This window comes from Paenibacillus sp. FSL H7-689, from assembly GCF_000517905.1.
GTDB classification, from domain to species: domain Bacteria; phylum Bacillota; class Bacilli; order Paenibacillales; family Paenibacillaceae; genus Paenibacillus; species Paenibacillus amylolyticus.
The window spans coordinates 252734-258922 of the sequence record NZ_ASPU01000014.1 but is presented as its reverse complement, the minus strand read 5'-3'; the positions used below and the strand labels follow the sequence as shown (position 1 = coordinate 258922).

The 6189-nt window shown below is 46.3% G+C and carries 7 protein-coding genes; 6 read left to right on the top strand and 1 reads right to left on the bottom strand.

What is annotated here, in order from left to right; translation table 11 throughout:
* Positions 1-12 precede the first annotated feature (12 nt).
* The 6 genes from C170_RS11005 to C170_RS10985 all read left to right on the top strand — a co-directional run bounded on the left by C170_RS11005 (position 13) and on the right by C170_RS10985 (position 4107).
* Positions 13-843 (top strand): hypothetical protein, encoded by an 831-nt coding sequence (locus C170_RS11005; protein ID WP_200868497.1) that lies wholly within the window; start codon positions 13-15, stop codon positions 841-843.
* Positions 840-1151: an EscU/YscU/HrcU family type III secretion system export apparatus switch protein gene (locus C170_RS11000; protein ID WP_036609395.1), complete on the top strand. Its 312-nt coding sequence runs from the start codon at positions 840-842 to the stop codon at positions 1149-1151. The genes C170_RS11005 and C170_RS11000 overlap by 4 nt, the downstream gene beginning before the upstream one ends.
* Positions 1145-1543, top strand: a complete 399-nt coding sequence (locus tag C170_RS10995) for a YraN family protein (RefSeq protein WP_051447123.1) — start codon at positions 1145-1147, stop codon at positions 1541-1543. Before C170_RS11000 ends, C170_RS10995 begins: the two co-directional genes overlap by 7 nt.
* Positions 1544-1862: 319 nt before the next feature.
* Complete coding sequence (locus C170_RS31485; protein WP_143781352.1) at positions 1863-2024, top strand: paeninodin family lasso peptide; 162 nt, start codon at positions 1863-1865, stop codon at positions 2022-2024.
* Positions 2025-2081: 57 nt separating this feature from the next.
* A complete protein-coding gene (locus C170_RS10990; RefSeq protein ID WP_036609393.1) occupies positions 2082-3275 on the top strand; it encodes a carboxypeptidase-like regulatory domain-containing protein in 1194 nt (397 codons plus the stop codon).
* Between the two features lie 280 nt (positions 3276-3555).
* Positions 3556-4107, top strand: coding sequence for a nitroreductase family protein (locus C170_RS10985; RefSeq protein WP_036609391.1), 552 nt, complete (start codon positions 3556-3558; stop codon positions 4105-4107).
* 243 nt (positions 4108-4350) lie between these two features.
* On the opposite strand, the gene C170_RS10980 is transcribed toward C170_RS10985, so the two are convergent.
* Positions 4351-5961: a YifB family Mg chelatase-like AAA ATPase gene (locus C170_RS10980; protein WP_036609389.1), complete on the bottom strand. Its 1611-nt coding sequence runs from the start codon at positions 5959-5961 to the stop codon at positions 4351-4353.
* Between the last annotated feature and the right edge of the window lie 228 nt (positions 5962-6189).

Sequence of the window (6189 nt, the reverse complement as noted above, 5' to 3'; positions counted from 1 at the left end):
CTGCTGGACGCCTTGCGCAGCGCGTCCACTGCAGCACAGGCCGCCCCTGCATCGCAGGGCGGCCAGGCGGCTGCGGCTGCCGGAGGCGTGCCGCAGCCGTTGCCAGCCGGCGCTGATGCGCCGCCGGCTGGCGGTAGTGCCGCAGCACCTGCGGGAGCTGCGGCAGTGCACGCGCCTGTCACCCACGAGAGGGACCCGTGGGTGGGGCGCGTGCTGAAGCTGCTCGGTGCGGAGCACGAGCAGCAGGCCGTTCACGGCGCGGCAGTGCAGCCGCGCGTGGGGGATGCGGCGAGTCCGGCAAATGCGGACACGCTGAAGGGCTTGCTGCTGCAACTTGCCAGCAGCGAAGGTGCACCGGCGGCGCTTAAGGATGCCGCCGGACAGGCCGTGCAATATCTGACAGGTCAGCAGTTATTGCTAACAACAGATCGCAGTGCTACATTTGCACAGATGCACTGGTTTATTCCGATCACTGGACCGGATGGGGAAGAAACGGCGTCTGTTCAGATTCAATCACGTCGTGGACCTCGTGGAGAGCTGGATGCGTCCAATTGCCGTCTATGGTTCGATCTGGACATGAAGAGTCTTGGGCCTACTCTGGTAGATGTCCATGTGGTTAATAACATTGTCAGTCTGCGTGTATTAAATGATCGCGAAGGCATGGGACCGCTCCTGGAGAGTGGACGAGAGGTAATCCATCAGGCATTGGACAAGCTGGGCTATCAACTGCTGACCTTCAAGGCGGAACCGTGGCCTGTGGGGCAGGAACCGGGCGCGGAACGAAAAACGCGGGCCTCGGACTATAGTCCTGAACGATACAAAGGGGTGGACTTGAAGGTATGAAAGACGAGTCGTCACAACCGGACCTGCTTTCCAAAAAGGCGGTTGCCCTAAAGTATGTCCCTGGAGAGAGTGAAGCACCTGTTGTTGTAGCGAAGGGCCGTGGCAAAGTAGCAGAAGCCATTCTGGATAAAGCCAGAGAAAACGGCGTGGCTGTTCAGGAGGATGCAGCACTTGTGGAGGTGCTCTCCAAGTTGGATCTGGATGAACAGATTCCGGCAGAGCTGTATCAACTGGTCGCAGAGGTGCTAACGTACGTCTACCGTGCAGATCGCATGGCCTCAGGACGTGAGGAAAATGAGTCATGGTAGAACGTAGATTGGGTCAGGAGCCAGGATTAAAGCTCACACGACAGCAGAAAGGCCGATTAGGTGAAGAGGCTGCCTGTCAATGGTTGCGAGAGAACGATTATCGGATCATTAGACAGAACTGGCGTTGCCGTAGCGGTGAGATTGACATCATTGCTTCCTGCGAGGGCCTGATTATCTTTGTGGAAGTAAGAAGCAGAAGTGGAGCCGCTCAGTACGGTACACCTCAGGAATCGGTTGATATGCGTAAAATGCAGCAGGTGCGTTCAACCGCATCCGTGTATTTGCAAATGACGGGAGAGACGGAACTTCAGATCCGTTTTGATGTAATTGCCGTAATGCTTGATCAAGCAGGAGAGATTGTCTCTGTGAATCATATTGTTAATGCTTTTTAAGAATTACATTCGAAGTTACTGCTGTATTAATTGATACGAATTGTATCTTTTTAATGTGAGTCGGTCAGTAATTTTGAAGTACAAGTTTAATTATGTCTTATCTTTGCATTCGTTTTAGTTTTAAAATTAGTTAATATTCTAAAGCCGTAGTTCCTCTACATACAGGAGCTGCGGCTTTTTTGATTTACCTATGAAATCACTAAACAGAGGATAGAGCATTGATAATAAAATCATTGTATTTCAGAAAATTATAGATACAAAATGTATCATTTTTAATAAAATAAGAAAGTTGAAATTTAAAGAGAGGTTGGTGGGATGTATGAAAGAGCTTCAGAATATTTCGAACAACACAGTAAAACAAGTATGGGAGTGCCCTCGGATGGAAGTGCTGGATATCAGCGAGACCATGAACGGTGGACAGGGGATTTGGCAATATGTTTGGGACGGAGAATTCTGGAAGCTTGAACTTATGGTCAGTTAATTTAAGAGGTTAAAGAGCAATGTTTGATCAATAAAATAAATGAGGTGTAGTGAGAAGATGCAGACAAGTATCAAATGGATCATTCGACTAAGTACACTATCTTTATGTTTCATTTTGTTTGGAATCATGTATTCCGGAGTTTCTTATGCTACTGAATCTGACAATGCGGTTAGTGTGTCAGGTAAAGTGATTGATCGTCAGGGATTGCCTGTCAAGTATTGGCTTGATTATGGGAATAAGGAACACAGCGTGGAGACAGATGAGAGTGGGAATTATCGTATTATTGAATCCGTTGAGAACTATACTGTATTTACCTTTTCAGTTGAAGCAGAGGGGTATGTGCCGTATCGACATTACACTTCCTATAGTTTAAGGGGTGGAGAGCAAATACAACTTGATTTTCGTATTTATGAGCCATCCACGATTGTAGGAACAGTCAAAGATCAGGCAGGCAGACCGGTTCCAGATGCTCGTATAAAAGTAACAAGTGTCTTTGATCGTATAGTGAAAACTGATCAGCAAGGTCGATATGCGGTTACAGGAATTGATTACGCCTATAATCCGAACATTGCAATATGGGTAGATGCCGATGATTATATGTTATATGAACAGGATCGCTTGGGTGTCCGGGAGGGAGGAACCTTGAGAATGGATGTTGTTTTGGCAGAGGCGGCACACGTGCGGGGAAAAGTTGTAGATGAGTCGGGCAATCCAGTAAGTGGGGCTAAAGTTAATGCTGGAGGTTCGGCAACAACAGATGCTCAAGGCAACTATTTAATAAAGCGCGTACCAACAGGGGCTAGAACGATAACGGGAGAAGCAGCAGGATATCTAAAAACGAGCCTGAGCGTTACTCTTGTAAAAGGAGATCATAATACGTTTAATATCGTACTTAAGAAGGATGCAGATTTTACACCTCCAGTAACCAAGTACAGATTAGTTCCTATTACAGATACTGTGAACGGGAAAATATACATCAAAGGATTTACATTCAGACTTCAGGCAACAGACGAAGTCAAAGGTTCGGGTGTAAAAACAACGCAATATCGAATCAACGGGGGAGAATGGAAAAACTATGAGGGACCCGTCAAGTTTTATGCCCCTGATGTCAAGGTGGTAGAGTACTATAGTACAGATGTTGCAGGTAACCAGGAGAAGTACAACAAAATGGATTTTATTAATGGCACATTTGAAGGGAATGGCACGTTTGAAGGGAATGGCACGTTTGAAGGGGAGAGTTACGACGATTGATTACTCGTTGATATGATATGTGAATAAATAACATGAGAATAAAAGACGGTTCTGACTTTATGATCCCTCGTGGTGAATCAAGATTCAGAGTCGTCTTTTCTGTTGGAATGACCCTAACGGTACTGACCTTGCCTCCCCTTTGAATCTCGTGATCAGATGGGTGTATAATCAAGAAGGTAAACTGGTATTTTATTATGTCATAAAGAAATTATATTGAATGTACAAGGCCGCGAATCACTATTGCGGTTGCAAATGATTTTATAAACAGGAGGTACGGCCGATGAGTAAAGCTACGAAAACAACAAATGAAGTCAGAAATGCGATTCAAAACCGTCGTACGGTGAAAAAATTCAAAAAAGAAGCTGTTCCTACACAGCAGATTATAGAATTGCTGGATACGGCAGTCTGGGCTCCTAATCATAAACTGCGTGAACCTTGGAGATTTTTGTTGTTTACCGGAAATGGACGGAAGAAACTGGCTGAGGCTATTGATGCAGAAATGGGAGAAGACAACAAATTCTCACCCAATATTATGCAAGTTCCATCCGTTATGCTTGTTGTGCTGGAAGAAGATCCAAGACAGAATATCTGGGACGAAGACTTCGCTGCGGTTAGTGCATTGGTTCAGAATTTTATGCTTGCAGCCTGGAGTGAAGACATTGGAACGTTCTGGGTGACCAAGCCATTCTTGTACGCTCCCAAATTCCGCAAACCGCTTGGAATAGAGGCGGGAGAGAAGATTGTAGGCATGATTTATATGGGATATCCTGATGTTATTCCTTCTGCCAAAGAACGCACACCAGCTAAGGACAAACTCACTCTTTTTGAATAATAGATTATTGTAGACCTTAGCTATATAAGATCCCCTTACGTTTACAGGGAAATCTACGTACAAGTACCTTTCTTCACAGAAGAGAAGGGCTTGTACGTTTTTTGTCATGTTGGCGTATCCGCATTGTAGAATCTGCATAAGGAATCCTTCTCGATCTTCCTCTGCTGTTTACAGTTTCATGCCCATTTCACTGCCTTTGGGTAAATCGGCCTGTTCTTCCCTCCATATGCTTCTAAAATAGCTTCAAAATAAATTAAGATCCAATTGACGATACTGGATGGCTTCAGCCACATGAGCTGTCACAATTTCACCTTCATGGTCCAGATCGGCAATTGTCTGTGCCATCTTGATAATCCGATCATGTGCACGCATGCTCAGGTTTAACGTTTGCAGCGTTTGCTCTAACAGTTGCTCTGCCTCTTGGGGGAGATGGATCGTTCGTCGCAAAAGCGTGCCCGAAAGCTGGCTATTCCAACGGACTGAACTTTTGGCATAACGTGTAGCCTGAATTTGATGAGCGTGGATCACTTTTGCCTGCATTTCTTCAGAGGAAGGAGAAGCAGCAGACTTGCGCCACTCGCCTGGTGGAGGAACCTCAACCTGAAGATCAATGCGGTCCAGCAGTGGTCCTGAAATTTTGGCTCGGTACGCGGCAACACGGGCTGGACTACATATGCAGCGTTGCTCCTCCGAATGAGCGGACAAATATCCGCAGGGACAGGGATTCATGGAACATGCAAGCATAAACTGGGCCGGAAAGGTGAAAGCAGCCCGTGCCCGACTAATTGTCACTGTGCGATCCTCTAACGGTTGCCTTAATACCTCCAGCACTTGGCGCTGGAATTCAGGTAATTCATCCAGAAACAATATGCCCCGGTGGGCAAGGCTCACTTCACCCGGTTTTGGGATACCACCGCCTCCAATCAGACCAGAGGTGGATATCGTGTGGTGAGGAGAGCGAAAAGGTCTGTCTGCAATCAGGCCTTGAGGCGCTTCTTTCAACTTGCCTGCGGCACTTAATACTTTGGTGACTTCCAACGCTTCATCTTCTGACAAAGGAGGAAGGATGGAGGGTAGACGTTTGATTAACATCGTTTTGCCCGTGCCTGGCGGTCCAACGAGCAGTATATTATGCATGCCGGCTGCAGCAATCATAAGCGCGCGTTTTACATGATGCTGCCCTAGAACATCACTATAGTCGTCTGCAAATAATGGTGTTTGTCTCGTCTTCCTATCCGCCATCTTATGAGTCTTATCAGTTATAGGAGCAGCGAGGTGTGCATAATTTTTCAACACGACTGGTCCTGCATTCGAATTATTTGGTATTCCCACTGAATTAGAGGGTTGATCTGGGTTTTCCGGAGCAATATCCTGTAAATGACGAATACCAAAAACCTGGATACCTCGAATCAGTGACGCTTCCTCCACGTTATCCAAAGGTAGGAGCACGGACGTAAAGCCTTGCCGTTTGGCCAGATCCACCATGGATAAAATGCCCGGCACGGACCTGATCGAACCGTCCAACGCCAGTTCGCCAACCACTAGTGTCCGTTCCTGGGGAGGAAGTACAAGCTGGCCGCTTGTCATAAGTAAACCAATAGCAATGGCTAGATCAAAGGAAGATCCTTCCTTGCGTAGATCAGCGGGGGCCAGATTGATTGTGATCCGCTGTAAAGGATACTGATATCCGCAGTTTTTAATCGCTGCACGGACACGTTCAACGGCCTCACGAATAGCTGAATCCGGTAAACCGATGATGGATGTCTGTGGCAGACCATTAGATAAATCGGTTTCCACCTCGATCAGAACACCATCGATTCCGTACAAACACGCACTGTGTAATTTTCCGTACATAACAAAGAAACACCTCACTCGATTCTTGACTCCGCATAATACGGGCCAGTCTACGAATTAAGGTGCTTCCTCAGCTTCTATTAAGCATTTTATATAAAAGGAATCATGGAGTCAACCTGTCATTATCATTGCTGTAGTCATCTTTCCTGATCCCTGAATTTTATTTCTGGAAGGAAATCATTAAATAGCTTTGGTGAAATGGTTACGTATAAACTTTCATTATGATTA